Annotated in this window: 23 protein-coding genes; 13 read left to right on the top strand and 10 right to left on the bottom strand. The window is 66.8% G+C overall.

The features are described from left to right. Nucleotides 1-8: 8 nt before the first annotated feature. Nucleotides 9-536 carry a sterol desaturase family protein gene (locus OMP44_RS06195; protein ID WP_273861115.1) on the top strand — a complete coding sequence of 176 codons (528 nt, stop codon included), beginning with the start codon at nucleotides 9-11 and terminating at the stop codon, nucleotides 534-536. Nucleotides 537-575: 39 nt separating this feature from the next. Here the strand turns inward: OMP44_RS06195 and OMP44_RS06200 are convergent, their stop codons facing one another. From OMP44_RS06200 to fni, 6 genes are all read right to left on the bottom strand, one after another. Then, nucleotides 576-1,109: a gluconate 2-dehydrogenase subunit 3 family protein gene (locus OMP44_RS06200; protein WP_280307003.1), complete on the bottom strand. Its 534-nt coding sequence runs from the start codon at nucleotides 1,107-1,109 to the stop codon at nucleotides 576-578. Between the two features lie 172 nt (nucleotides 1,110-1,281). Continuing rightward, nucleotides 1,282-2,217, bottom strand: a complete 936-nt coding sequence (locus tag OMP44_RS06205; RefSeq protein WP_273861113.1) for a phytoene/squalene synthase family protein — start codon at nucleotides 2,215-2,217, stop codon at nucleotides 1,282-1,284. A gap of 2 nt (nucleotides 2,218-2,219) precedes the next feature. Further along, nucleotides 2,220-3,716, bottom strand: coding sequence for a phytoene desaturase (locus OMP44_RS06210; protein ID WP_280307005.1), 1,497 nt, complete (start codon nucleotides 3,714-3,716; stop codon nucleotides 2,220-2,222). Beyond that, on the bottom strand, nucleotides 3,713-4,906 hold the full coding sequence (crtY, locus tag OMP44_RS06215) for a lycopene beta-cyclase CrtY (protein WP_280307265.1): 1,194 nt from the start codon (nucleotides 4,904-4,906) through the stop codon (nucleotides 3,713-3,715). Before crtY ends, OMP44_RS06210 begins: the two co-directional genes overlap by 4 nt. Then, complete coding sequence (locus OMP44_RS06220) at nucleotides 4,869-6,164, bottom strand: nucleotide disphospho-sugar-binding domain-containing protein (RefSeq protein ID WP_280307006.1); 1,296 nt, start codon at nucleotides 6,162-6,164, stop codon at nucleotides 4,869-4,871. The genes crtY and OMP44_RS06220 overlap by 38 nt, the downstream gene beginning before the upstream one ends. Continuing rightward, complete coding sequence (gene fni, locus OMP44_RS06225) at nucleotides 6,164-7,213, bottom strand: type 2 isopentenyl-diphosphate Delta-isomerase (protein ID WP_187978951.1); 1,050 nt, start codon at nucleotides 7,211-7,213, stop codon at nucleotides 6,164-6,166. Before fni ends, OMP44_RS06220 begins: the two co-directional genes overlap by 1 nt. A gap of 135 nt (nucleotides 7,214-7,348) precedes the next feature. On the opposite strand from fni, the gene OMP44_RS06230 reads away from it, so the two are divergent. Continuing rightward, entirely contained in the window at nucleotides 7,349-8,230 is an 882-nt protein-coding gene (locus tag OMP44_RS06230; protein ID WP_187978952.1) for a polyprenyl synthetase family protein, read from the top strand. A gap of 67 nt (nucleotides 8,231-8,297) precedes the next feature. Next, complete coding sequence (locus OMP44_RS06235) at nucleotides 8,298-8,522, top strand: hypothetical protein (RefSeq protein WP_027602825.1); 225 nt, start codon at nucleotides 8,298-8,300, stop codon at nucleotides 8,520-8,522. Between the two features lie 18 nt (nucleotides 8,523-8,540). On the opposite strand, the gene pdeM is transcribed toward OMP44_RS06235, so the two are convergent. After that, nucleotides 8,541-9,200, bottom strand: a complete 660-nt coding sequence (gene pdeM, locus OMP44_RS06240) for a ligase-associated DNA damage response endonuclease PdeM (protein WP_187978953.1) — start codon at nucleotides 9,198-9,200, stop codon at nucleotides 8,541-8,543. Nucleotides 9,201-9,535: 335 nt separating this feature from the next. Here pdeM and OMP44_RS06245 point away from each other — a divergent pair, with 335 nt between their 5' ends. From OMP44_RS06245 to OMP44_RS06280, 8 genes are all read left to right on the top strand, one after another. Continuing rightward, nucleotides 9,536-9,799, top strand: a complete 264-nt coding sequence (locus tag OMP44_RS06245; protein ID WP_007162881.1) for a YeaC family protein — start codon at nucleotides 9,536-9,538, stop codon at nucleotides 9,797-9,799. A gap of 85 nt (nucleotides 9,800-9,884) precedes the next feature. Further along, nucleotides 9,885-10,727, top strand: coding sequence for a DUF2797 domain-containing protein (locus tag OMP44_RS06250; protein ID WP_133859983.1), 843 nt, complete (start codon nucleotides 9,885-9,887; stop codon nucleotides 10,725-10,727). A gap of 11 nt (nucleotides 10,728-10,738) precedes the next feature. Continuing rightward, nucleotides 10,739-13,378 (top strand): aminopeptidase N, encoded by a 2,640-nt coding sequence (gene pepN / locus OMP44_RS06255; RefSeq protein ID WP_280307007.1) that lies wholly within the window; start codon nucleotides 10,739-10,741, stop codon nucleotides 13,376-13,378. A gap of 315 nt (nucleotides 13,379-13,693) precedes the next feature. Next, nucleotides 13,694-14,302: a hypothetical protein gene (locus OMP44_RS06260; protein WP_187978955.1), complete on the top strand. Its 609-nt coding sequence runs from the start codon at nucleotides 13,694-13,696 to the stop codon at nucleotides 14,300-14,302. Nucleotides 14,303-14,425: 123 nt separating this feature from the next. After that, entirely contained in the window at nucleotides 14,426-15,013 is a 588-nt protein-coding gene (locus tag OMP44_RS06265) for a LemA family protein (protein ID WP_280307008.1), read from the top strand. Between the two features lie 4 nt (nucleotides 15,014-15,017). Continuing rightward, nucleotides 15,018-16,877, top strand: a complete 1,860-nt coding sequence (locus OMP44_RS06270) for a M48 family metalloprotease (RefSeq protein WP_280307010.1) — start codon at nucleotides 15,018-15,020, stop codon at nucleotides 16,875-16,877. A 68-nt stretch (nucleotides 16,878-16,945) separates the two neighbouring features. Next, the gene (locus OMP44_RS06275; RefSeq protein WP_280307011.1) at nucleotides 16,946-17,848 is read left to right on the top strand and encodes a response regulator; all 903 of its coding nucleotides are present in this window, start codon (nucleotides 16,946-16,948) and stop codon (nucleotides 17,846-17,848) included. A gap of 3 nt (nucleotides 17,849-17,851) precedes the next feature. After that, nucleotides 17,852-18,697 (top strand): hypothetical protein, encoded by an 846-nt coding sequence (locus tag OMP44_RS06280; RefSeq protein WP_133859445.1) that lies wholly within the window; start codon nucleotides 17,852-17,854, stop codon nucleotides 18,695-18,697. Here OMP44_RS06280 and OMP44_RS06285 read toward each other — a convergent pair. Beyond that, nucleotides 18,685-19,875, bottom strand: coding sequence for a serine hydrolase domain-containing protein (locus OMP44_RS06285; RefSeq protein ID WP_280307012.1), 1,191 nt, complete (start codon nucleotides 19,873-19,875; stop codon nucleotides 18,685-18,687). The two genes, OMP44_RS06280 and OMP44_RS06285, sit on opposite strands and share 13 nt — an antisense overlap. Nucleotides 19,876-19,935: 60 nt before the next feature. Here OMP44_RS06285 and def point away from each other — a divergent pair, with 60 nt between their 5' ends. Further along, entirely contained in the window at nucleotides 19,936-20,475 is a 540-nt protein-coding gene (gene def, locus OMP44_RS06290) for a peptide deformylase (RefSeq protein WP_133859443.1), read from the top strand. Here def and OMP44_RS06295 read toward each other — a convergent pair. After that, complete coding sequence (locus tag OMP44_RS06295; RefSeq protein ID WP_187978961.1) at nucleotides 20,472-21,110, bottom strand: DsbA family oxidoreductase; 639 nt, start codon at nucleotides 21,108-21,110, stop codon at nucleotides 20,472-20,474. The two genes, def and OMP44_RS06295, sit on opposite strands and share 4 nt — an antisense overlap. Before the next feature lie 284 nt (nucleotides 21,111-21,394). Here OMP44_RS06295 and OMP44_RS06300 point away from each other — a divergent pair, with 284 nt between their 5' ends. Further along, complete coding sequence (locus tag OMP44_RS06300) at nucleotides 21,395-22,333, top strand: bestrophin family protein (protein ID WP_252977103.1); 939 nt, start codon at nucleotides 21,395-21,397, stop codon at nucleotides 22,331-22,333. Between the two features lie 43 nt (nucleotides 22,334-22,376). Here OMP44_RS06300 and cprA read toward each other — a convergent pair whose 3' ends face one another. Further along, nucleotides 22,377-23,528, bottom strand: coding sequence for a cationic peptide resistance protein CprA (cprA, locus tag OMP44_RS06305; RefSeq protein ID WP_133859440.1), 1,152 nt, complete (start codon nucleotides 23,526-23,528; stop codon nucleotides 22,377-22,379). Nucleotides 23,529-23,616: the final 88 nt, after the last annotated feature.

The following is a 23,616-nucleotide window of genomic DNA, read 5'->3' on the forward strand; positions in this document are numbered from 1 at the left end:
AGGTTACGTTGGAAATACTGATCAATGCGGGAATCGTGCTGGCCACCGTGGCGGGCATGGAAGCCTTCGCCTGGTGGTCGCACAAGTACATCATGCACGGCTGGGGATGGGGCTGGCATGAGTCTCACCACCGCGCCCGGACGGGCTGGTTCGAGAAGAACGATCTCTATGCGGTCGTCTTCGCCGGCCTGGCCATCCTGCTGATCGCCCTGGGCAATGCCGGCTACTGGCGCCTGCAGTGGATAGGAGCCGGCATGACCCTCTACGGTCTGCTGTACTTCATCGCCCACGATGGCCTGGTGCATCAGCGCTGGCCCTTCCGCTACATCCCGCGCACCGGCTATCTGAAACGGCTCTATCAGGCGCATCGCATGCACCATGCGGTGGACGGCAAGGACGGCTGCGTGTCCTTCGGTTTCCTGTTGGCACCGACCACCCAGCAGCTCAAGCAGCAGTTGCGCGAGATACACGGCGGCGCCCTGGATTCCTCACGCGAACGCAAGGCCCGGGATCAGGCGCAGGAAGAAGTGGACTAGGCGGGAGCGGAAGCGCCTCCAGGGAGGCGCTAGACGGGATCAGGCGATAGCGGGAGTGTCGTCGTAGGCAGCGAACAGTGAATGAGCGTACTGGCTGCGCTCGCTCTCGTTGCGCAGCAGATCGATGAACTCCTTGGCCGGCGGGTTCAGGGTGCCCGTTTCGGCGGCGGTGACCACCTGGGCCTGTTCACCAGCCGCCAGTTCGGCGAAACCGGCACCTAGCCGCTCGGTGCAGTAGCTGTTCACCACGGCCAGGCCGTCACGCAGCAGATCGCGCAGATTGGCACCCTGCTGGACCTGGGCCTGCTCGTCGAAGGGATCGACGATGTTGGAACGGTCGCCGTGGGCGTAGGGGGTCAGCATGTGGCGATCGATGAATTCGGGCAGGCGGGTATCGGCCTGTTCGCTATCGGCCTGCAGGTGCGCGCAGAGGGCGACCAGGGTACGCCACTGGATGGCGTTGAAGAATTCGGGCTTGTAACCGGACTGCGCGTTAGCGGAAAGGCCAAGGGCAAGTAGTGACGAGGAGGCAGCGAAGCGATCGTTTGAAACAGCCGTTTCCGTCTTGTGCATGTGCAAATCCCATACTCGTAGGCTGACTACCGGATGCAGCGCTCTGGCTCAGGCATCCATCCATCCGCGGCCCGCGAGGGGTCGCTTTAATCCGACCCGTTTATCGCATAAAAGTTTGCTGTTGGGCATCCCCGAGATGCACGCAAATGTGACCGGGGCGCGATCACTGGCGTCAGCGCCGCGGTCGGGTCCAGAGCTCGGTCGGGCGTGGCTCGTCGCGCTGGTGACGGGAGAGCATGGCGCGCGCGGCGCCGCGGCAGACCAGGCGCAGCTTGTCGGCGGTGCTGGTGCTGACGCGCTGGTCCCAGGCATGGCTGCCCAGTTGCAGCACCTGGACGCCGATCTCGCGGTAGACGCCACGGGCGGTGGCGATGGCCCAGGCCGAGCGCAGGGGCAGAGCGGCGATGCCCTGGCGTGCCGAGTCATAGTAGGGCTCGGCCAGGCGCACCAGCCGCTCGGCCAGTTGGGCGACCGCTTCGCGATGGCGCGGCTCCGCTAGTTCACCCGCCGGCACGCCGACTTCGTCGAGCCACAGGCGTGGCAGGTAGATGCGCCCGATACGGGCGTCCTCGACGATGTCGCGGGCGATGTTGGTGAGCTGGAAGGCCATGCCCAGGTCGCAGGCGCGATCCAGGGTTTCCTCGTCTTCGGCGCCCATGATGCGCGCCATCATCACCCCGACCACCCCGGCGACGTGGTAGCAGTACTCCAGGGTGTCTTCGAGTTCCACATAGATGCGTTCCTCGACATCCATGCGAAAGCCGGCGAGGTGATCCAGCGGCAGCGCCAGGGGAATGCCATGGCGCCTGACCACCCGCTGGAAGGCGGCGAAGGCCGGATCCTGCAGCGGCTCATCGCCGTAGGCGGCGCGGGTCAGGCGTTCCAGTTCGGCCAGGCGTTCGCGCCCGGCGCGGCGATCGCCCTCGACCTGGCCATGGCCCAGTTCCTGGCCATCGATGACGTCGTCGCAATGGCGGCACCAGGCATAGAGCAGCACGGCGCTCTCGCGGGTCTCGGGAGCGAACAGCTTGGCGGCTGCGGCAAAGCTCTTGGAACCGACGGCGATGCTCTGCTCGGCGTGGTCGACGACGTCATGGGTGGCTGGCATGGCTAACCGTGCTCCTCGAGGATGACGCTGGCGGTGGCCTTGGCTGAGCCGACCACGCCCGGGACGCCGGCCCCGGGATGGGTGCCCGCGCCGACCAGGTAGAGGTTGGGGATGACACTATCGCGATTGTGCGGCCGGAACCAGGCGCTCTGGGTGAGGATGGGCTCCAGGGAGAAGGCCGAGCCAAGGTGGGCATTGAGCTCCTGGCGGAAATCGGCCGGGGTGAAGATGCGCGAGGTGACCAGATGCTCGCGCAGGCCGGGCATGTAGCGCTCTTCCAGGTAGGCGAGGATCTTGTCGCGCAGGCGCGGACCTTCCACGCTCCAGTCGACGTCGGCATTGCCCAGGTGCGGCACCGGCGCCAGCACGTAGTGAGAACTGTGCCCGGGCGGTGCCAGCGACGGATCGGTGACGCAGGGCGAGTGCAGGTAGAGCGAGAAGTCGTCCGGTACGCCCGGGCCCTTGAACAGTTCGTCGATCAGGCCGCGATAGCGCTGGCCGAAGCAGACCATGTGGTGTTCGAGCCCCACCGGCGGCTGGCTCAGGCCGAAGTGGATGACGAACAGCGACATGCTGTGTCGCTTGCGCTTGAGGCGGTTGCTCTCGACCACGCCATGGGTGTGATGACCGAGCAGCTTGCGATAGGTATGCACCACGTCGGCGTTGGAGGCCACCAGGTCCGCCTCGAGCTGGCTGCCATCGGCCAGGCAGACGCCGGTGGCCCTATTGCCTTCGGTGAGGATGCGCTCCACCGGCGTGTTCAGGCGCACTTCGCCGCCGAGGTCGGTAAAGAGCTTCAGTAGGCCCAGAACCAGCTGATGGGTGCCACCCTTGGCGAACCAGACGCCCCACTTGCGTTCCAGCGCATGGATCAGCGCATAGATCGAGGAGGTGGCGAAGGGATTGCCGCCCACCAGCAGGGTGTGGAAGGACAGCGCCTGGCGCAGCTTCTCGCTCTTCACGAAGCGCGACACCTGGGTGTAGACGCTGCGCCAGGCCGTGAGCTTGGCCAGCTTGGGACCCGCGGCGAGCATGTCGCCGACCTTGAGGAAGGGCTTGGCGCCGAGACGGATGTAGCCTTCTTCGAACACCGCCTGGGAATAGGCCAGGAAGCGCTGGTAGCCGGCCACGTCGTCTGGCTCCAGGGCACGGATCTGCTCGTCCAGCCGGGCCTGGTCGTTGACGTAGTCGAAGCGGGTGCCGTCTTCCCAGCACAGCTGGTAGAAGGGGCTGACCGGCAAGAGCTCCACATAGTCGCTCATCTGCCGGCCGCTCAGGGCGAACAGCTCTTCCAGCGCCGAGGGATCGGTGAGGACGGTGGGGCCGGCGTCGAAGGTGAAGCCCGCCTCCTCATAGACGTAGGCACGGCCGCCGGGCTTGTCGCGGCCCTCGATGAGGGTGGTGGCGATGCCGGCCGACTGCAGGCGGATCGCCAGGGCGATACCGCCGAAGCCGGCGCCGATGACGATGGCCCGCTTGGGCCCGTTACCTTGGGTCATGGTGCTTCCTTGGACTGAGGGGGACGAGCCAGCGCGGCATCCAGGGCTGGTTTCAGCGGCACCGGCGGTTTGCCGGAGAGGATGCGCAGCCGATCGAAGGCGGTGAGGCGGCCGGCGTAGAAGCGCTGGATTAGCGGTTCGCCGAGGCCGTAGAACCTTTGCATGACGCGCACCCGGTGCTCGGGACGGCCAGCGAGAAACAGCATGCGATTGAGCAGGCGAAAGAAGCCCTGTTGCTGCCAGCGCCCCTGGGCGTACTGCCGCAGGGAGTCGCGCAGCCTGGCGCTGGAGGTCAAGGGTTGCGCGGCCAGGTGCTCCGCCAGGCGCACCGCCTCCGGCAGCGAGTAACCGGTGGTGGGGTGGAACAGCCCCGCGGCCAGGCCAATGGGCGCGCCGGCGGTGACGTTGTCCCAATAGCGGTCGAGATCGCCGCCCAGGATGATGGGCAGCACGCCCTGTTCTTCGCGCAGTACCTCGGCGATTTCCCAGCCCTGCTGTCGGGCATAGTCGGCCAGGTGCTGGCGCAGGCGTTCCGCGGGGAGGCTTTCGCCGTCCGCATAGTAGGTGTCTTCGATTAGCAGCCGGTCGGGCGCCAGCGGCAGGCTGTAGACGAAGCGATAGCCGTCCAGCTGATCGACGGTGGCGTCCATCACGATGGGTTCGGCCAGGCCATGGGGGCGAACCAGGCGCACCTCCTGGCCGAGGAATTTCTGATAGCCGAGCCAGAGCGCCGGATCGGGTCGCGGCCCCCGCGCGTCGATCACGGCGCCGGCGGCCAGGGTGTAGCCATCGGCGAACACCACGCCATCGTCCTGCAGGCGCAGCACCTCGCGGCCCAGCAGCAGGCGCTCGGCCGGCAGCCGGGCGCTCAATACCTCATGGAAGCGTTCGGCGCTGATGCTGGCATAGCCGCTGCCGAGGTGCCGCTGGCGCTTGGGGAAGCGCACCTCGTAGCCCGGCCAACGGTGGGCGATCAGGGGCTCGATCCAGGCATGCTGCGGCGCGGTGAGGTCCGGCTCGTGAAAGGACCAGGTGTGGTTGCCGCCCAGCCGCGGACCGGCTTCCACCAGGCGCCAGTCCAGCTCCGGGCGGGTTTCCGCCAGGCGCAGGGCGAGCAGGCCGCCGGCCAGGCCGCCGCCGACGATCAGCAGGTCAGGACGCACGTTCGAGTCCTCGCCGGGCCAGGCCATCCACCAGGCGGGCGGCAGCCGCGACACCGCCGGCCGCCTGGGTAATGGGCACGAAGCGTTCGGCCGCCCGGCGATAGGCCGGGTCGGCCAGCACGGCGCCCAGGGCCTGGGTCAGGCGGGCCTTGCTGGCCAGGCGCGGTGCCAGGCAGATGCCGGCGCCGACCCTTTCCAGGCGGCGGGCGATGCCTGGCTGGTCGAACACCATGGGCAGGGCGAGCATGGGTTTGCCAGCCGCCAGGGCGTCCAGCACGGTATTGAAACCGCCGTGGGTGATGACTGCGTCGGCGCGGGCAATGGCCGCCTCCTGGGGCGCGAAGTCGGTGACCCAGGTGGCGCCGTCGTCCAGCAGACGGCGTTCGGCACTGGCCTCCAGACGTCCGCAGTGGGCGATCAGCACCTGGACGCCGAGTTGGCGACAGGCCTGGGCGATGCGGCGGAACAGCGGTAGCCGGCCACCCTGCAGGGTGCCGAAGGAGGCGAAGACGAAGGGCTGGCGCGGATCGATCTCCAGTTCCAGCCGTTGCTCACGCACTGCCGGCGAACGCAGCGGCCCGACCTCGTGAAAGTGCGGCGGCGGGGCATGACGCGGAAAGTCGAAGCCCGGCAGGCATTGGCTCAACTGCAGATACGGCGAGAAGCAGTCGTCGAGGGTCCGTCGCTCGCCGAGGCCGAAGGCCTGGGCCTGGCGCTGGATGACCTTGCCCTGGCCGCGCATCATCAGGTCGAACACCTGGGTGGCGCCCTGGACAATCTGCCGCTCCCGCTCGGTGCCAGGATAGGCGAAGGGCAGGGTGGGCAGCGGCAGGTGGGGCTCGCGATTCATCGGCACGGCGCAGGCCAGTGATGCATAGGGCAGGCCCAGGTGGTCGCCGAGCAGTCCGCCGGCCGGTTCCATCTGGTCGGCGATCAGGCAGTCGACCCTGAGGTCACGCAAGGCGGCCGGGCCTTCGCGGCAGAACAGTTCGGTATTGCGCGCCATGTCGGCGATCACGCCGAATACCGACCAGGGCTTGTTGCTGGCGGTCCGCGCCAGCAGGGGCGCCAGGCTGCCACGTGGATGGCTGGTCGCGCCCAGGGACTGGAACTGGATGCCTGCTGGCAGCGCCCGATCGCCCACTTCCACCTGGTGCAGCAGGGTGACCCGGTGGCCGAGCGCGACCAGCGCCTCGCCCAGCACCAGATGGGTGGACAGGTGGCTCGGCAGCGGCGGCGAGATCAGGGCGACATGCATGGCGGCGTCCGGTCGGGTGTCGGCCACTATGGGCACCGCCGCGGCGCGGCGTCCAGCAGCTCGGCCTGGCGCAAGCCGGCCAGATCCGCCGAGCCGGTACAGAAGCAGGCGATGCGCAGCTGTTCGATCACCACCCGGAAATGCGCGATCACCGCCTCGGTGGATTCAGTGGCGCCAGGCAGGGCCGCAGCGGCCTGGCCGGCCAGGTCCGCACCAAGGCGGATGGCCTTGGCCACGTCGATACCGTCGCGGATGCCGCCCGAGGCGATCACCGTCGCCCGGGGGCAGGCGGCGCGCACCTGGCGCAGGCTCTCGGCGGTGGGGATGCCCCAGTCGGTGAAGGCGCGGGCGATGGCGCGCTGCTGCTCGTCACGGGCGCGTTCGGCTTCCACCGCCGCCCAACTGGTGCCACCGGTTCCGGCGACATCCAGCACCGCCACGCCAGCCTCCAGCAGTTGCGTGGCGACCCGGCCCGACAGGCCGGCGCCGACTTCCTTGACGACCACTGGCACGGACAGTTGTGTAACCAGATTTTCCAGGGCTGCCAGAATGCCGCGCCAGCGGCGATCGCCACCGGCCTGCACGGCTTCCTGCAAGGGATTGAGATGCACGATCAGGGCGTCTGCCTCGATCATCTCCACCGCGCGCCGGGCCTCGTCGAGGCCGTAGCCGGCCACCAGCTGCGCGGCGCCGAAATTGGCCAGCAGCGGCACGTCCGGCGCCAGGCGGCGCAATTCGCCGGTTAGGCCCTGATCGCCACCCTGCTGCAGGGCGATGCGCTGGGAGCCGACTGCCAGGGCGATGCCCAGGGTCTGGGCCGCCTCGGCGAGGTGGCGATTGATCAGCGCGGCCCGCTCTGGCCCGCCGGTCATGGAGCTGATCAACAGCGGCGCGGCCAGGGGACGACCGAACAGGCGGGTGCCCAGGTCGACCTCGTCGAGATTGAGCTCGGGCAGGGCGCAATGCGTGAAGCGATAGGCGTCGAAGCCCGTGGTGACGGCGCTACGGGCCTTGTGGGGATCCAGCACGATGTCCAGATGATCGTTCTTGCGGCTTGCCAGTTCCCAATCCACCATGTCTTCTAGAGTCCGCCCTGAATGACCTTTCGTCGGTCGTTGTGGTCTGGTAGGGGACGACGGGTTCGCTTTGCGAAGACCTTATCCACCGAGGTGCGACCGTTCGTCGGTTCCACATATGGAGTATCTCGACTCATGGCGACCGTATTAGTGCCGAACGCGACAGACAATTTTGCCGCTTCGCTGCAATGGCAGCGTACCCGTATCGACGAGCGTCTGGCAGAGCTATTGCCGGCCGGGACCGATCCGGTCGCCGCCGCCATCCGCAGTGGGGTCATGGCCCCGGGCAAGCGACTGCGTCCGCTGCTGATGGTGCTGGCCGCCGAGGATCTGGGTCAGTCCGACGAAGCCGTCCTCGATCTGGGTTGCGCCGTGGAAATGGTCCATGCCGCCTCGTTGTTCCTCGATGACATGCCCTGCATGGACGATGCTCGTCTGCGTCGCGGTCGGCCAACGCTGCACGTCGAATTCGGCGAAGACGTCGCCATGCTGGCCGCGGTGGCCCTGCTCAGCCATGCCCTGCGCCTGGTCGCGGGCCTCTCCGGCGTACCGGCGGAAACCCGTACCCAGATGGTCTGCCAACTGGCCGATGCGGTCGGCACCGCCGGTCTGGTCTGCGGCCAGTACCATGACCTGCACGGCGGTCGCCAGACGCGTCCGGCCGATGCCATCGCCCTGACCAACCAGCTCAAGACCGGTGCGCTGTTTTCCGCGGCCATGGGCATGGCCAGTGTCACCCTGGTTACCACCGCCACGCAGCGCGAAGCCTTCCAGGTGTTCGCCTGCCAGCTCGGCCTGGCCTTCCAGTTGCTCGATGATCTCGACGACGGCAAGGGCCTGGGCAAGGACGCCGGCAAGGATGGCGATAAGTCCACGCTGGTCAGCCTGCTCGGCCGCGACCATGCTCAACGCCAGTTACAAAGTCACCTCAGGCAGGCCCGCGAGGCTCTGGCCCAGGCCGATTGCGCCGAGGGCGCCCTCGCCGCCCTGCTGGATATCGTCTTTCGTCCGCGTTAGGGCGAATTACTGGGCGTCCGACCCTCTAATCTCTCGATAACCCTGTTTCCGTGTGAGGAGTCCTGAGATGTCGAAGTGGAAAATTGCTTACAGTAACGTTGACGGCAATACCTCGGTGGTGACCACCGACGCTGACCAAAAGCCGGATATGGAGCGGGTCGCCCAGATCGTCCGTGACGATGCCCTGGAAGAGTACGACGACAGTGAGGTGCCACGGGACTACGACGAACCCACGGTGGCCCTGCTGGAGCGCCATGGCATCACCATCACCGGGATCACCGAAGAAGGCTGATCTCCCGGGTATCTGGCTCTAGCGCAAGGGCCAGATACCGCCATCCCCCACCACGAAGATCCGCCGCGCCGGATCGGGTGCCAGCAGGTGCCCGCCGGTGAAATCGCCAAAGGCCGGCAGGATCAGCACCTCGTCGTTTTCCAGGCAGAAGCAGGGCAGGCGAAGCGCCTGGCGCCCACGGCCCTGCAGCCGAAAGGCCGGATGGATATGCCCGGCCAACACTGGCAGTCGCGGGTGCGGATCGGGTTCGTGCTGCAACGACAGGCCATCCAGCTCCAGCGGTTCGCCCACCACGTCGATGCCCAGGGCGGCGGGCGGATCTCCCGCGCGGCGATCGTGGTTGCCGCGGATCAACAGCAGCCGCAGATGGGCCTGGTGTTCCCGCCAGCGCTCCAAGGTGTCCAGGGTCAGGGGCGCGCGGGACTCCGGGGCGTGCAGGAAGTCACCGAGAAAGATGATCTCCTGGCAGTCGTAGCGCGCCAGCAGGCTGTCCAGCCGGGCGATGTTGCCCGCAGTGGTGCCGTGGGGTACCGGTTGGCCCAGGGCCCGGAAGGCCGCCGCCTTGCCGAAATGGATGTCCGCCACCAGTAACGCCCGGCGTGCCGGCCAGTAGATGGCCTTTTCCGCGAGTAGCCAGAGTTCGACATCGGCGAGGATGAGGGGGTGATAGGCAGGCATGGGGTCTCCGGAAAGCGCTTCCTGCTCTGATGGCGGCCAGGTGTCAGGGTTCAGCCCTGTTGCAGGGTAGGCCTGTTGGCTAGCGCCCGCTCCCTGGGTGAGAAGGGCGACCCTGACCCGAATTCTTCAGTGGAAAAGGCCAGGCCGTTTTCTACGCTACGGGATACGCACCCGCGTAGGTTGGGTTGAGCGCAGCGAAGCCCAACAGCCCAATCCGGCATCGCCAACTCTGGGCTTCGAGCCAAACACAACCTATGGCCACCATTGAGTCAGGCCAGGTGCGCCGTCGCCGGCAGCCCGGTAAACTGGCGGATCACTAGAGTCCGGAGCGACCCATGTCGACATCCTTCGCCCAGATGCTGGAAAACATCACCCCCGATATCTACGAGGGCCTGAAGCTGGCCGTGGAGATCGGCAAGTGGCCGGACGGCCGCAAGCTCAGTCGCGACCAGGTCGAGCTCTGTCTTCAGGCAGTGATCGCCTACGAGGCCAAGCACCTGCCCGAAGATCAGCGGACCGGCTACATGGGGCCCCAGGAGTGCGCCTCCAAGTCGGTACCCATCGAGAACATCCTGTTCAAGTCCGACGCCATCCACTGACTGTCCGCGCCTTACCCTGACGAGGTGCCCTTCGGCGACGAAGAGGCACCTCGCGTCTTTTAGAAATCGAGAAATTTCTACCGTGATGACCGAACTGGGCCGTGGCGCCCTGCGCAAGATGGCCGTGACCCTGGCCGACCCCGTCAACTATGCCTTTCGCCTCGATGAGCGCGAGGTGCCGGTCAATCCGCTGATCGGCCGTCGCGTGCGGCTCGAGTACCTGGGTGCCATCCATTGCACCCATTGCGGACGCAAGACCCGCAAGAGCTTCAGCCAGGGCTACTGCTATCCCTGCTTCACCGCCCTGGCCCAGTGCGACAGCTGCATCGTCAGCCCAGAGAAGTGCCACTACGAGCACGGCACCTGCCGCCAGCCGGAGTGGGGCGAGGCCCATTGCATGGTGCCCCACATCGTCTACCTGGCCAATTCCTCGGGCCTCAAGGTCGGCATCACCCGCGCCACCCAGCTGCCCACCCGCTGGATCGACCAGGGCGCCTACCAGGCGCTGCCGATCCTGAGGGTGGCCACCCGCCAGCAATCCGGTCTGGTGGAAGATGTGCTGCGCAGCCAGGTAGGCGATCGCACCAACTGGCGGGCCATGCTCAAGGGCGTGGCCGCGCCGGAAGACTTGGTCGCGGTGCGCGAGCGGATCTTCGATGCCTGCGCCCAGGGCCTGGACGATCTCCAGGGTCGCTTCGGCCTGCAGGCGATCCAGCCGGTGGTCGACATGGCGCCCATCGAGATCCATTATCCGGTCACGGTCTATCCCACCAAGGTGGTCAGCCACGACCTGGAAAAGACCCCCGTGGTGGAAGGCACGCTGCTGGGCATCAAGGGTCAATACCTGATGTTCGACACCGGCGTGATCAACATTCGCAAGTACACGGCCTATCAGCTGGCCGTGTCCGCCTCCGCAGCAGAGATGTAAGGACGTAAGCCATGCGCACCGACCAGCCCCAGACCATCTACCTGAAGGACTACCAGGCGCCCGAGTACCTCATCGAGGAAACCCGCCTCCGCTTCGAGCTGCATGACGACCAGACCCTGGTGCATGCCGAGCTACGTTTGCAGCGCAACCCGACGCGTGGCGCGGGCCTGCCGCCGCTGGTGCTGCATGGCGAGGAGCTGGAGCTGCTGGCGGTGGCGCTGGACGACCAGACCCTGGCGGCGGGCGACTACCAGGTCGAGGCGGGCAGCCTGACCCTGCAGCCGCGGGGCGAGGCCTTCGTGCTCAAGACCTCGGTGCGCATCCATCCGGAAAGCAATACCGCCCTCGAAGGGCTGTACGTCTCCGGCACCATGTTCTGCACCCAGTGCGAAGCCGAGGGCTTCCGCAAGATCACCTACTACCTGGACCGGCCGGACGTGATGAGCGTCTTCACCACCACGGTGGAGGCCGACAGGGGCAAGTACCCGATCCTGCTTTCCAACGGCAATCCCGTGGCCAGTGGCGATGCCGAGGGCGGACGTCACTGGGCCACCTGGGAAGATCCCTTCCCCAAGCCGGCCTATCTGTTCGCCCTGGTGGCCGGTGACCTCCGGTCCGTGGAAGACAGCTATCGCACCGGCAGCGGTCGCGACGTGACCCTGCGCATCTACGTCGAACCGGAAAACATCGGCAAGCTGCAGCACGCCATGGACAGCCTGAAGAAGTCCATGCGCTGGGACGAGGAGGTCTACGGCCGCGAATACGATCTGGACATCTTCATGATCGTCGCGGTGAACGACTTCAACATGGGCGCCATGGAGAACAAGGGCCTCAACATCTTCAACTCCAGCGCCGTGCTGGCCAGTCCGCGCACCGCCACCGACGCCGCTCACCAGCGCGTCGAGGCCATCGTTGCCCACGAGTACTTCCACAACTGGTCGGGCAACCGCGTGACCTGCCGCGACTGGTTCCAGCTGTCGCTCAAGGAAGGCTTCACCGTGTTCCGCGACGCCGGCTTCAGCTCCGATATGAATTCGCCCACGGTCAAGCGCATCGAGGACGTGGCCTTCCTGCGCACCAACCAGTTCGCCGAGGACGCCGGCCCCATGGCCCACCCGGTGCGCCCGGATCACTTCATCGAGATCTCCAACTTCTACACCCTGACGGTGTACGAGAAGGGCGCCGAGGTGGTGCGGATGCTGCACACCCTGCTGGGGCCGGAGGGCTTCCGCAAGGGCACCGATCTCTACTTCGAGCGCCACGATGGCCAGGCCGTGACCTGCGACGACTTCATCAAGGCCCTGGAAGACGCCAACGGCGCCGATTTCAGCCAGTTCAAGCGCTGGTACAGCCAGTCCGGCACGCCACGCCTGGCGGTCAGCGAGCAGTACGATGCGGCGGCCAGGACCTATCGGCTGACCTTCCGCCAGAGCTGCCCGCCCACCCCGGGTCAACCGACCAAGGAACCCTTCGTCATCCCGGTCCAGCTGGGGCTGCTGGACGGCCAGGGCCGCGACCTGCCGCTGCGCCTGGAAGGCGAGAGCGCGGCCCAGGGCAGCGACCGGGTGCTGTCGGTCACCCAGGCCGAGCAGACCTTCACCTTCGTCGACGTACCCGAGCAACCGCTGCCTTCGCTGCTGCGGGGCTTCTCCGCCCCGGTCAAGCTCAGCTTCCCCTACAGTCGCGAGCAGCTGACCTTCCTCATGCAGCACGACAGCGACGGCTTCAACCGCTGGGACGCCGGCCAGCAGCTGGCCGTGCAGGTGCTGCAGGGCATGATCGCTGGCGAGCCGCTGGACACCCGACTTGTGGAGGCCCTGCGTAGCGTGGCCGCGGATGATTCCCTCGATCCGGCCATGGTCGCCGAGATGCTGTCGCTGCCGTCCGAGGCCTATCTGGTGGAGCTGGCCGAGCAGGCCGATCCGGGTGCCATCCATGGTGCTCGTCGCCAGGCGCGCCGGGCCATCGCCGAGTCCCTGCGCGACGTGCTCTGGCAGCGTTACCGCAGTGCCCGTGAAGCCTCGCGCGCCACGCCCTACCAGGCCAGCGCCGACCATATCGCCCGCCGCAGCCTGCAGAACGCCGCCCTCGGCTACCTGATGCTGCTGGAAGAGCCGGAGGCGCGCGATGCCGCCCTGGAGCAATTCGAGCACGCCGACAACATGACCGAGCGCCTGGCCGCACTGAGCGCCCTGGTCAATTCCGGCTTCGAGCAGGAAAAGGCCGAGGTGCTGGCGCGCTTCTTCGAGGAATTCAAGGCCGATCCGCTGGTGATGGACACCTGGCTCAGCGTCCAGGCCTCCAGTCCCTTGCCGGGCGGCCTGGCGCGCGTCCAGGCACTCATGCAGAACCCGGTCTTCATCCTGAAGAACCCCAACAAGGTGCGGGCGCTGATCGGTGCCTTCGCCAACGCCAACCTGGTCAACTTCCACGCCGAGGACGGCAGCGGCTATCGCTTCCTGGCCGACCAGATCATCACCCTCAACCGCCTCAATCCGCAGATCGCCTCGCGCCTGCTCACGCCCCTGACCCGCTGGAAGAAGTACGGTCCCGCGCGCCAGGCCCTCATGCGTGCCGAGCTGGAGCGGATTCTGGCCAGCGGCGAGCTGTCCAGCGACGTCTACGAGGTGGTGAGCAAGAGCCTGGCGTAGGGCCATCCACAGGTTGGGTTGAGCTCCGCGAAGCCCGACCTCGCCCGCCTCTGCAAAGCCTGACGCCCAGCGTCAGGCTTTTTTTCGCCCAGCTTTTCTCCGCAGCCAAGGCTTCTGGCTCAGCCCGCGGACCGGCAGCGCATGCCCGTGCCCGGCAACTCGTCTCCGCTCTGGCGCCGCTGGGCTGATAGAAATGCTTTAGGCTGGCAGCTGTATTCAAATCAGCTGCAGAACGAGGCACCGCCGCCGACAGGGTGGGCAGGGTGTTTCGAACGGCACCCAGGCCCTAATCACCGGAAGAGAGCGGAGCGGCAGATGAGTCATGCACAGCTGATGGATTGGGGATTCGTCCTGATAACCCTGTGCAACATCCTGCTGATCGCCCTGGTGGTGTTTCTCCTGTGGCAGCGCTATGTCGCCAGCGACGCGTCGGCCAAGGCCGAGGGTGCCAGCGAGGAGCAGCCGTTGCCGGTTCCCGAAGTGCTCGAGAGCCCGCCTGCCGATACCCCGCCGCCGCCGCTCCCCGCCAGCAGCGGCCCGGCGGTGAACCGTAACGTCGATCTCTTCGACGAGGGCCCGGAAGAGGTGTACGACGCCAACTATCCCGAGTGGAAGAAGAGCGACGACCCCTACGTCGAGGAATTGCTGTCGCACCGCGAAGCCCTGGAGCTCAAGGTGGACAACATGGTCATGCGGCTGACCCGGGCGCACAAGGTGGTGACCGGCCTGCGCGCGCAGAATCGCGAACTGCGCGCTTCGGAGGCCCACGCCCAGCGCCTGCAGGAAGAGCTGACTCGCACCCAGACCAGCCTTGCCCAGCTGCGCCAGGAGCGTGACGCCCTGCTGGCCGAGCTACAGCCCGGTCGCAAGGCGGACTCGGCGTCCCGGCATCCGACCGACACGGGCGCGCCTTCCTCGTCCTGAACGGTGGTGTGCGGCGCCTGATTCGCCAGCCATCCCCTCAACCGTCGCATCCGTCGCGCTGCGCAACCGTTGGAGTGGCGTGCCCCTAGACTGGGGCTTCTCAGCACCTTCAAGGACGATTCTATGAAACTGCTGCTCCTGCTGGCTGCCCTGGTCGCCCTCGGCCTGTTCGCGATCAGCCTCTACAACGCCCTGATCACGGCGCGCAACGCCTATCGCAACGCCTTCGCCCAGATCGATGTTCAGCTCAATCGCCGATACGACCTCATCCCCAATCTGGTGGAAGCGGTGAAGGGCTATCTGCAGCACGAGCGCGAGACACTGCAGGCGGTGATGGCGGCGCGGCAGCAGGCGCAATCCGGTCTGCACCAGGCCAAGACCCGACCGGAGGATCCCGTCGCGCGGGCCGCCTTGGAGCAGGGCGAGCAGCGCCTCGGCAGCGCCCTCGGACGGCTGTTCGCCGTCAGCGAAGCCTATCCTGAGCTCAAGGCCAACGAGACCGTCCTGCAGCTGATGGAAGAGCTGAGCTCCACGGAGAATCGCCTGGCCTATGCGCGCCAGGCCCATAACGACGCGGTGATGGACTACAACAATCGCTGCGAGACCTTTCCCGGCTCGCTGGTCGCCAGGCGCTTCGGCTTCCGCCTGGCGCAGCCGCTGGCCCTGCCGGACGCAGACGCGCGTCGGGCACCGCGGATCAGCCTGAGCTGAGCGCGTGCGTTTCCTCGAGGACCAGGCCGCGGCGCGCCGGCGCACCCGGCTTTGTCTCGTCTTGCTGGCCCTGGTGGTGCTGGTCATGGCGCTGGCCAGCGCCGGCCTGGCCCTGGTGTTCCTGCCGCGGAAGGTGATCGACTATCTGGGCGGGCGCGAGGCGACGCTGGTGAAGACCGGCCTGACGTTCACCGGCGTCATCGCCGCGGCCTCCTGCTGGAAGGTCCGGCAACTCGCCCGCCTGGGTGGACAGGCCGTGGTCAGGCGGCTGGGCGCGCTGCCCCTGGACGATCAGGCCGACCCCACGACGCGCCAGTTGCACAACGTGGTGGCAGAGATGGCCCTGGCCGCCGGCATCCCGGTGCCGCGCCTCTACCTGCTGCCGGACGAACCGGCCATCAATGCCTTCATCAGCGGCTACGGACCGGCCGATGCGACCCTGTGCCTGACTCGCGGCGCCCTTCACCAGCTGACCCGCGATGAATTGCAGGGGGTGGTCGCCCACGAATTCAGTCATCTGCTCAATGGCGACATGCGCCTGAATCTGCGTCTGCTGGGCTGGCTGCATGGCATCAGCCTGATCGCCGACCTGGGGCGGGAATTGTTCTTCGATCGCAGCTCGACCACCGGCCGGGGCAGTGGCAGCCCCCTGCTGGGCGGGTTGCTGGGCACCCTGCTGCTGGTGATCGGCGGCTGCGGACTGTTCTTCGCCAATCTGATCCAGGCCGCGGCGGCGCGCTCGCGCGAGCGCCTGGCGGATGCCTCCGCCGTGCAGTTCACCCGCCAGCCCCAGGGACTGGCCAATGCCCTGAAGAAGATCGCCGCCCATCCGCTGCAGGGGCGGCTCTATCACCGCCGGGCACGTAGCGTCGCCCACATGGTGCTGGGCGATTCGGGCGCCTCCTGGTTCGCCACCCATCCCCCGGTGCTGGAGCGTATTCAGCAGCTGGAACCGGACTTTGACGAGTGGCAGCTCGAGCGACTCCGGGCCGAGGCCCTGCTACCCATGGGCGTTGCCCATGTCGCGGGCAATCCGGCATTCGCTGCGCCGCCGCCGGTGTCCGCCGCGCCCCCGCTCGCGGCGGTAGCTACCCCCGCGCCCTGGCGGAACATTCCCGAGACCCTGCAGGCTTTCGTGCGGCAACCCCGGCAGGCGGCGGAGCTGCTGCTGGCGCTGGCCGCCAGCCCGTCGGTAGCCGACGGCGGGGCAGGGCAGCGCTGGGCCGACAGCCTGCATCCGTCGCTGCGCCTGCCGGTTGCCCAGCTGACCTTTCCGGCCATCCGCCAACTGCCGCGGCCGGTCCTACGCCAGCTGCTCGTCGACCTCAAGACAGGCTTCGCCGCTACGCCTGAGCTGGATCTCTCACGCTACTGTCTGGCGCGCATCATCCAGCGCCAGCTGATCGGCAGTCTGGCGCCCGGGCGTCAGCGACTGTCGGGGCGGAGAACGCTGGCCCAGGCCCGGGTCGCGGTGCTCACCCTCTATGCGGTGGCCGCCGAACAGAATCACCGGGACGTCCAGGCCGCTCGGCGGGCCTTTATGCTGGCCGTCGCCAGCACCTTTCCCGGCCTGCATTGTGCCTATGAGCCCCCGCACCCCTGGCGTCCGGCGCTGGACGGCGCCCTGGCGCGACTTGGCCTGCTGAGCATCGCGGCGCGCACCCTGGTGCTGGAGGGCCTGCTGTGCCTGGTCAAGGCGGACGAGCGCGTCCAAACCTCCGAGCTAGAGCTGCTAAGGTTATATTGTACGGTGCTCGAATTGCCGTATCCTGCGTTGGACGAATACCTTTCAGTTACCGATGACAAACTGTCGCAAAAAGGTCGCCGTTCAGCTGATACTGGCCATGTGATATCTGATGTGTGATCCATACTGGCGCCTGAGGCGAGTAATCGCCGAGGGATAACGCGGCGTTCATAATTCAGGGATGGAACATGAAGTTCCTCGTGGTAGACGACAGTCGAGCGGTCCAGACCATCATCAAGCGGATTCTGGCGAATACCGGCTACAGGGATATCGAATTGCGCGTGGCGTCCACCGGCGAGGAAGCCGTGGCGCTGCTGGAGACCTGGACCCCCAACCTGGTGCTCACCGACTGGCACATGCCTGGGATGACCGGTCTGGAATTGCTCCAGGCGATCCGCCAGCGGGTGGGCGCCGATATCCATGTGGGCTTTGTCACCACCGAGTCCTCGGCGCGCAACATCGAGGCGGCCTACCGCAACGGCGCAGCCTTCGTCGTGACCAAGCCCTTCGTCCAGGAGACCCTGCAGCAGGCGGTGCTCACCGTGCTGCAGGACGGCGCCAGTGCCGAACAGGCCATCGAATCCTCAGGTCGCGAGAGCCTGCTGATCCCGACCCGCTTCAATCCCGATCCACAGCGTATTCGCCAGTTGCTCGGTCTGTCCTCCATCGTCTGCCAGATCGAGCCCATGGCGCCGATCCCAGTCGATCGACTGGCCTTGCCCTATGTGATCGGCATCTATGGCCACCCGCAGAGCAAGGCGCTGGAAGCCGTCTGCCTGCTGGACCTCAATGCGGCCTGCATTCTCGGTGGCGCTCTGGCCGGGCTCTCGCCCGCCGCCATCCATGCGGCCATCGCCAGTGCGACCCTGAGCCGCGAGATCTACGAGAACGCCACCGCCTTCCTCGCCGACCTCAGCAGCATGATCTCCACCGGCAAGGGCGGGGCGCCGCTGGTGCTGAGCACCAGTCACCTGGTGCAGAAGCCCTTCGAAAAGCTCTACAGCCTCTGGCGACAGAACAATGGGCGCGCCGACTTCAGCCTGTCCTTTCCCGGGCTCGGCGACGGTTTCATCGCCTTCCTGTTGAGCTAGGGAATGAACGACTCGCGCTTCGTCGAATGGGGTTTCCTGCTGGTCACCCTGTCCAACGTGCTGCTCATTGCCCTGGTCCTGACGCTGCTCTGGCAGCGGCTCTTTCCGCGCCCTGAAGCGGCTGGCGAGAAAAGCGAGACTCCCGAGCCCGGTGAGCCGCAGTCGCTCACCAGCCAGGCCGAGACCGCGGCCGGCCTGATCGACGCGGCGCGGCAGGCGGATGTCGAGCCCCTGGGTCAGGCCATGAGCGACAGCCTGGACCTGGTGGGCCGTCTCGACGGGGTCGAGGGCGACGACTATCCGGACTGGAAAAAGACCAACCAGCCCTATATCGACGACCTGCTGGCCCACCGCGAGAATCTCGAATTCAAGCTGGACGATCTCAAGTCCAAACTGGACCGGGCGCACAAGCTGGTCACCAATCTGCACGTGCAGAATCGCGAGATGCGCGGCGCCGAGGCGAAGCTGCAGCGCCTGAGTCTCGAGCATGACCGGGTCCAGGGCACCCTGCTGGAAATGCGTCGCGAGCGCGATCAGCTCAAGGCGACGGTCCAGCGACTCGGCGAAGACCTGCTGCGGCTGCGACAGCAGCCGACGACCCCGGCCGTTGCGGCCTCGCCGGAACTGGATGGGCACCTGCAGGAGGAGCTGGAGACCCTGCGCGAAAGCCTCGAAGCAGAACGGGCGAAGCTATCGCGGACCCTGGTGGAAAAGGAATTCATCGAGCAGGTGTTCATCGATACCGATGCCGTGACGGACAGCTACCAGGCCCTGCAGCACGAGCATGCCGCGCTGCAGGAGCAGTTGCAGGCGCTCCAGGCCCGCCTGGAGTCCGCTCAGTCGCGGTAGAGGGCGGCGAGGATGGCCTCCGGGAAGGGCCCGCTCATGCCGGCGATCGCGGTGTTGGTCAGGATCACCACGCTGAGCTCCCGCGCCGGATCGATGAACCAGGCATTGCCGTAGACGCCGCCCCACTGCAGGGTGCCGGGCGCCTGCGGGGTCCTGGCCAGCCGGGCATCGCGCAGTACCGCCGCGCCCAGGCTGAAACCCCAGCCCGGCGCATCGTCGCGTTGCAGCCCCGGGATCTGGTCTTCCATGATCAGGCGCTGGCTGGCCGGCGTGAGCAGCCTGCCCTGGCGGAGTGCCTCCAGAAAGGCGAGATAGTCGCCCGCGCTGCCCTGCATGCCACCGCCGCCCGAGGCGAAGGCCTGCGCCGAAAGGGCGCGCGCCGGCGAATAGAGGATGCCGCCCTTGGGCATCGGCAGCAGATAGGGCTCGCTCATGGGTTCGGGGCGCGGATAGCCGTCGCGATAGGCGGTGGCCAGGCGCTCGGCGTCGCTGACGTGGAAGCTCAGGTCGTGCAGGCCCAGCGGTGCGGCCACCTGCTGCTGGACGACCTCGGGCAGGGGCTGCCCGGTCGCGGCCGCCAGCACACCGCCCATCACGTCCAGCCCGAGGGAGTAGCGCCACTGGGTGCCCGGTTTGAAGTCCAGCGGCACACCCGCCAGGCGCCGCAGATTCTCTTCCAGGGTCAGCGGAGTCCCATCCAGGCCGTCGGATACCCCGGCGCGATGATAGGGTCCGTTCGAATCTTCGCCGAAGCCGTAGTGCAGGCCGGCGGTATGACTGAGAAGCTGCGCCAGGGTGGGTACGGCCAGGGTGCCGTCGGCCAGCTGCGGGGTGAAGTAGGGCAGGTAGCGACTGACCGGCGCCTGCAGATCCAGGCGACCCTGATCCGCCAGGCGCAAGGCCGCCACGGCCACCATCGGCTTGGTCAGGGAGGCGAAGCGAAACAGCTGGTCTTCGCGCATCGGCCGCTGGGCTTCGCGATCGGCGAAACCGGCCGCGCGCTGGTACACCACCCGGCCTTGGCGGGCGACCATGACCACGGTACCGACGATACGCTGCTGGGCGACGGCGCGTTCCAGGATCGGATCCAGGCGGGCGGCGAGGGTGGCGTCCTCGGCCTGGGCGAGATTTGTACTCAGGCCGAGGCCGAGTGCGCTGGCGAGCAGTAGGGAAGACATCTGGTTTAAGCTCCTGGCGAAACGCCGGCGGCTGGACCGGCCAAAGGGAGGAATCCTCGCATGATTCGTGACATTTTGAAGATGGGCGATCCGCGTCTGCTGCGGGTGGCGCCGCCGGTAGCGGCAGAGCGCTTCGGCTCGGCCGAGCTGCACGGCCTTATCCAGGATATGTTCGACACCATGGCCACCGCCGGTGGCGTGGGCCTCGCGGCGCCCCAGATCGGCGAAGATCTGCAGCTGATGGTCTTTGGCTTCGAGCGCAATGCCCGCTATCCCGAGGCGGCGCCGGTGCCGCTGCAGGTGCTGATCAATCCGCGGATCGAGGTGCTGGACGCCCGCGAAGAACTCGGCTGGGAAGGCTGTCTGTCGATCCCCGGACTGCGCGGCGAGGTGCCGCGGCCACGGCGGATCCGCTACCGCGGCGTGGATGGCGATGGCCGCGCCGTCGACCAGGAAGCCGAGGGTTTTCACGCACGGGTGGTCCTGCACGAATACGATCACCTCATCGGCCGCCTCTATCCTTCGCGGATCCAGGATTTCGCCCGTTTCGGCTTTACCGAGGTGCTGTTCCCCGAGCTGACGCCGGACGCCCAGCGCTAGGCGCCGGCCGTCTCCAGCTGCGCCCTGACGGCCGCCGCCAATTGGGCGAAGGGCACCGCGCCATCCAGTGCCCGAGCCGCTTCGACGGGCGCCCCGGCGGAGCGCAGCAGCAGCGTCGGCACGGCGGTGATGCCCAGGGCTTCGGCGCGATCCTCGGCATGCAGCACCAGATCGGTGTGATCGCCACGGGCGAGACTGGCTTTCAGCGCCTCGCTGTCCAGACCCGTGCGCCGCGCCAGCTCCAGCAGCACGTCCAGCTCACCGATATCCCGACCCTCTTCGAAGAAGGCCTGGAAAACCGCCAGATGGAAGGCGTCGAAGCGATCGTGCTCGCGGGCGAATTCCGCCGCCTCTAGCGCCAGGCGACTGCGCGGTTGTACCGGCGGTAGGCGCAGCACCATGCCGTACTCCGCCGCCATGGGATAGACGGCGCGATCCCAGGTCCGGCGCAGGTAATCGCCGGCAGGATCGAGGGTAGGGGTGGGCTCGGGACGCAATTCGAAGGCATGCCACTCGATGGCCAGCTGGTCGCCGAATTCCTCCTGCAGACGCGCCAGCTGGGGCAGCTCCAGATAGCAGAAGGGGCAGACGTAATCGCTCCAGACATCCAGACGAACGCGCGGGGTGGCGGTCATGGCAGTGCTCCGGAAGGGCATGGTGTCCGTCGGACCGCACCTGGGCGCAGATGTTCGGTAAAGCTGCCGATATCCCTGGGCAATCTGGTACCCGGTCAGCTCCTGTGGTCGCGAAGAGCCGCAGCCTGCGACCGGACAGCTCTTCATATCTGGAAATGGAATTGCCACCGGTCAATTGCGTGAAGTGGGCGGCGATCCGCGCTCCAGACGCTTGCCTTGAACCTGTTTCCGACCCCAGGTTCCTATGGCGGCACCCCTTCTTTCACGCGCTAAGGACTATCACCGTGGGCTATTTCCACCGCATCCTGACATTCCTTCGGCAAACCTTCACCTACGTCGGCTGGTCGGTTTTCTGGCTGCTGCTGTGGGACATCGCCGTTACCGCTGACTATATGCTGCTGGTGGAGAAACGGGCGGAGCTGCCCAATATCCCCCTGACGCTGATCGGCTCGGCGCTGATCGTGCTGACCAGTTTCCGCAATACCAGCGCCTACCAGCGCTGGTGGGAGGCGCGCACCCTTTGGGGTGGCATGGTCAACAGCTCGCGCAGCTTCACTCGCCAGGTGCTGACGCTCATCGACGACGGTGACGAGCATTTCAATGCGATCAAGACGGTGCTCATCGAGCGCCATCTCGCCTATGTGCGCTGCCTGGCCTGCCAGCTCAGCGGCGATCCCCTACCCAAGGAGGTGCGTACCTACCTGGGCAAGGAGGAGTGGTCGATGCGCAAGGAGACCAACAACTTCGCCAATGCCATCCTCAGTGGCTCCTCTAGCCTGATCGCCCTGGAATACCGCGCCGGCCGCCTGGACAGCATCCGCCTGGAGCGACTCGAAGCCACCTTCGTCGACATGTCCAACTGGCAGGGTGGCATGGAGCGCATCGCCAATACGCCCTTGCCCTATCCCTACGTGAACTTCCCGCGGCTGTTCATCTTCCTGTTCTGCGTGCTCATGCCCATCGGTCTGGTGGAAAGCCTGCAGTGGTACACACCGCTGGCCTCCACCGTGGTGGGCTTCATCTTCCTGGCGATGGAGAAGGTCGGTACCGATCTGCAGAATCCCTTCCAGCGCAGTCGGCACCAGATCACCATGGGCACCATCTGCAACACCATCGAAGGTAACCTGCGGACAATGTTGCGCGATGCGCGCGGGGGCTACGCCTCGGTCAGCGATATCGTCCGGGATTCGCGACTGACTTCACCGGAGCGGGATTCCGTCTGAGCAGCGCCCGGTGCCTGGCGGTCGCCGGCACCGGGCACGCGCTTCATTTGAAATCCCACTGCATCTGCGCCGGGATGCTGATGTCCCGCGAGGAATGCACGCAGACATCCAGGTAGTCGGTGAAGCGCGGCGGAGCGGCGATGCCTTCGTCGAGCAGACGCTGGTTGTCGAACAGGTAGTTCAGATCGGCGAAGCCGCCGTACAGCTTGAGCGCCCGCAGCACCAGGCGCGGATTGGCCGGGCCGATGCGCTCGTTGAAGTCGGCGGCCAGCTCTTTGAGGTCGGCGCTGTCCACCTGGCGATAGCGCTCGCCGACCGGGGCGTCGCCCATGGCGCCGGCATAGGCCTCGTCGATTTCGCCGAAGGTGCAGGCGCCGGCGTTACCCGCGGAGATGTGGTACAGGCTGTAGTTCAGCTTGGGCTTGAGCGCCAGTTCCACCAGGGCTTCGGCGCAGTAGTCCACCGGGATGACATCGATCTGCTCATCGAGGCCGCAGGTGAAGCGTTCCAGAGCGAAGCCCATGCGGAACACCCAGAAGATGCTGCCCGACGCCTTGCAACCCGAACGACGATGACCCACCACGATGGAGGGGCGCGCCACCACCAGCGGCAGCAGCGGCAACTCGTTGCGCAGCTTGAGTTCGATGGCGGCCTTGGAGGCGGTGTAATCCACCAGTTGCTGGTCCGGTTCGGGGAAATCCCAGGTTTCTGCGACCGGCGATTGGCGCTGCGGGCCGCAGGCCATGGCGGTGCTGACGTGCAGGAAGCGCTTCAGGCGCCGCGACTGGGCGCACGCCTCGGCAAGGGCGAAGGTGCCTTCGACGTTGACCGGCCAGATTTTCGGATTGCGCGAGAAGGAGGCCACCGCCGCGCAGTTGATGACCTCGTCCAGGGTCTGCAGGAGCGGCTTGGCGGCGTCGATCCAGTGGGTGTCGAGCAGGTCGCCACAGAGAATCTGTTCGGGCTTGAGCAGGGCTGCCAGGCGCTCGTCGATGTCATGGACGCGCAGATTCTGCAGCAGGCGCTCCAGGCCTTCCGCCGGGGTGGCGGCACGGACCAGGAAGCTCAGCCCTTCGACATGGCCCAGCTCCAGCAGACGCAGGGTGACGGCACCGCCGAGAAAGCCGGTGGCACCGGTAACGAGGATGCGGCGCGGCGCGGCGGTGAATTGAATGGAAGAGACGGGAAGCGACATGGCAGAGGCCCTGGTTGGCGGAACGTGGGCGTACCTTAAGGCTCGTCGCTGAAGGATTTATTAAGGCAGGGGAACCCCTCAAGGCTGG

This window comes from Pseudomonas flavocrustae (assembly GCF_029872515.1).
Classification (GTDB): domain Bacteria; phylum Pseudomonadota; class Gammaproteobacteria; order Pseudomonadales; family Pseudomonadaceae; genus Chryseomonas; species Chryseomonas aestiva.

Bases quoted from the DNA above. Each gene is read 5' to 3' on its own strand.
- OMP44_RS06200 (WP_280307003.1), bottom strand. From the start codon at position 1,109: ATGCACAAGACGGAAACGGCTGTTTCAAACGATCGCTTCGCTGCCTCC.
- OMP44_RS06205 (WP_273861113.1), bottom strand. From the start codon at position 2,217: ATGCCAGCCACCCATGACGTCGTCGACCACGCCGAGCAGAGCATCGCC.
- OMP44_RS06210 (WP_280307005.1), bottom strand. From the start codon at position 3,716: ATGACCCAAGGTAACGGGCCCAAGCGGGCCATCGTCATCGGCGCCGGC.
- crtY (WP_280307265.1), bottom strand. From the start codon at position 4,906: ATGGCCTGGCCCGGCGAGGACTCGAACGTGCGTCCTGACCTGCTGATC.
- fni (WP_187978951.1), bottom strand. From the start codon at position 7,213: ATGGTGGATTGGGAACTGGCAAGCCGCAAGAACGATCATCTGGACATC.
- OMP44_RS06230 (WP_187978952.1), top strand. From the start codon at position 7,349: ATGGCGACCGTATTAGTGCCGAACGCGACAGACAATTTTGCCGCTTCG.
- OMP44_RS06235 (WP_027602825.1), top strand. From the start codon at position 8,298: ATGTCGAAGTGGAAAATTGCTTACAGTAACGTTGACGGCAATACCTCG.
- pdeM (WP_187978953.1), bottom strand. From the start codon at position 9,200: ATGCCTGCCTATCACCCCCTCATCCTCGCCGATGTCGAACTCTGGCTA.
- OMP44_RS06245 (WP_007162881.1), top strand. From the start codon at position 9,536: ATGTCGACATCCTTCGCCCAGATGCTGGAAAACATCACCCCCGATATC.
- OMP44_RS06250 (WP_133859983.1), top strand. From the start codon at position 9,885: ATGACCGAACTGGGCCGTGGCGCCCTGCGCAAGATGGCCGTGACCCTG.
- pepN (WP_280307007.1), top strand. From the start codon at position 10,739: ATGCGCACCGACCAGCCCCAGACCATCTACCTGAAGGACTACCAGGCG.
- OMP44_RS06260 (WP_187978955.1), top strand. From the start codon at position 13,694: ATGAGTCATGCACAGCTGATGGATTGGGGATTCGTCCTGATAACCCTG.
- OMP44_RS06265 (WP_280307008.1), top strand. From the start codon at position 14,426: ATGAAACTGCTGCTCCTGCTGGCTGCCCTGGTCGCCCTCGGCCTGTTC.
- OMP44_RS06275 (WP_280307011.1), top strand. From the start codon at position 16,946: ATGAAGTTCCTCGTGGTAGACGACAGTCGAGCGGTCCAGACCATCATC.
- OMP44_RS06280 (WP_133859445.1), top strand. From the start codon at position 17,852: ATGAACGACTCGCGCTTCGTCGAATGGGGTTTCCTGCTGGTCACCCTG.
- OMP44_RS06285 (WP_280307012.1), bottom strand. From the start codon at position 19,875: ATGTCTTCCCTACTGCTCGCCAGCGCACTCGGCCTCGGCCTGAGTACA.
- def (WP_133859443.1), top strand. From the start codon at position 19,936: ATGATTCGTGACATTTTGAAGATGGGCGATCCGCGTCTGCTGCGGGTG.
- OMP44_RS06295 (WP_187978961.1), bottom strand. From the start codon at position 21,110: ATGACCGCCACCCCGCGCGTTCGTCTGGATGTCTGGAGCGATTACGTC.
- cprA (WP_133859440.1), bottom strand. From the start codon at position 23,528: ATGTCGCTTCCCGTCTCTTCCATTCAATTCACCGCCGCGCCGCGCCGC.